This window comes from Pseudomonas sp. MD330_10, from assembly GCF_042610415.1.
GTDB classification, from domain to species: domain Bacteria; phylum Pseudomonadota; class Gammaproteobacteria; order Pseudomonadales; family Pseudomonadaceae; genus Aquipseudomonas; species Aquipseudomonas rhodesiae.
Genome location: NZ_JBHGZU010000041.1, coordinates 1 through 1,426 on the forward strand (window position 1 = coordinate 1; position 1,426 = coordinate 1,426).

1 protein-coding gene is annotated in these 1,426 nt (G+C 56.2%); it reads left to right on the forward strand.

What is annotated here, in order from left to right:
- Positions 1–85 precede the first annotated feature (85 nt).
- Entirely contained in the window at positions 86–1,417 is a 1,332-nt protein-coding gene (locus tag ACFZPT_RS26510; RefSeq protein WP_034114638.1) for an IS4 family transposase, read from the forward strand.
- Positions 1,418–1,426: the final 9 nt, after the last annotated feature.

Below are 1,426 nucleotides of genomic sequence, written 5' to 3' on the forward strand. Positions count from 1 at the left end.
TAATGCCAGTCAGTTAAGCCTTCTCGCTTGACCTTTGGCCGCAAGAAATCAAAATCCGATGCCTATACTGGCATCGGATTTTTTTATGCGTCTTGCTCGGGCACTGGAACTGACCCACAACATCGCCTCTACCCCCAACGCCATCGAGGGATTGGATGCCTTGCTCGATCCTTCTTTGGTCGAACAGGCGCTTGAACAAGCCGGTGTGGCGACGCTGCGCAAACGTCGTTTGCCGCTGGAAATGATGCTCTGGTGCGTGATTTCCATGGCGTTCTTCCGGCGCATGTCTGCCTGGGATGTGGTCAGTCGCATGAACATCATGTTGCCGGGCCAGCGCCCGTTGGTGGCCCCCAGCGCCGTAGTCCAGGCCCGTCAGAGATTGGGCAGCGAAGCTGTACGACAAGTCTTCGATTTGACCCAGAAAAGTTGGCATGAGGCGGCCGGTCATCCGACTTGGGCCGGTCTGCGTTTGTTGGGCGTCGATGGCGTTGTCTGGCGCACACCCGACACGCCGGAAAATCGGGCGCGCTATGACTCCGCCAGCAACCAGCATGGCGACACCGGTTTTCCTCAGGTGCGCATGGTCTGCCAAATGGAGTTGACCAGCCATTTGCTGATTGGAAGTGCGTTTGACGGCTACCGCAGCAACGAAATGAAACTGGCCGAGCAACTGATCGAAACCACCCCCGATCACTCGCTAACGCTGTTTGATCGTGGTTTTTACTCCTTGGGTTTATTGCATCAATGGCAGCAAGCAGGCGTCGAACGCCACTGGCTGATGCCGCTGAAAAAAGGCTCGCAGTACGAGGTGATCCAGCGTTTTGGGCGCCAGGATGCGATTGTTTCGCTGAGTACTTCGCCGCAGGCCTGCAAGCAATGGCCTGGGTTGCCGGAGCGGCTGACCGCGCGACTGCTGAGCAAAACCATCAAGGGCAAGGTGTGTCAGATCCTGACGTCGATGGTCGATCCGCTGCGCTTTCCATCCGACGAAATCGTCGATCTGTACAGCCAGCGATGGGAGATCGAACTCGGATTTCGGGAGATGAAACAGACGCTGCTCAACAGCAGTTATACGCTGCGCAGCAAGACGCCCGAGATGATCGAGCAAGAGCTGTGGGGCGTGTTGTTGGGCTACAACTTGTTGCGCTATCAGATGGTGGAAATGAGCCGCCACTGTCCTGGCATTTACCCGTGCGAAATGAGCTTTACCGCCTGCACTTGGGCGATTCTCGGGTTTATCAACAGCGTCTCCGCCGACCGTTCCGGGAACATCCCCAAGTATTTGGCCGAGCTTCATGCTTCAGCGCCGCACTACGTGTTGCCGCATCGACGTGAGGAGCGCGTTTATCCTCGGACGATTCGGCTGAAATCACCGAAGTATCCGATCAGAAATAAAAATGCCAGTCAGCTTAACTGACTGGCATTA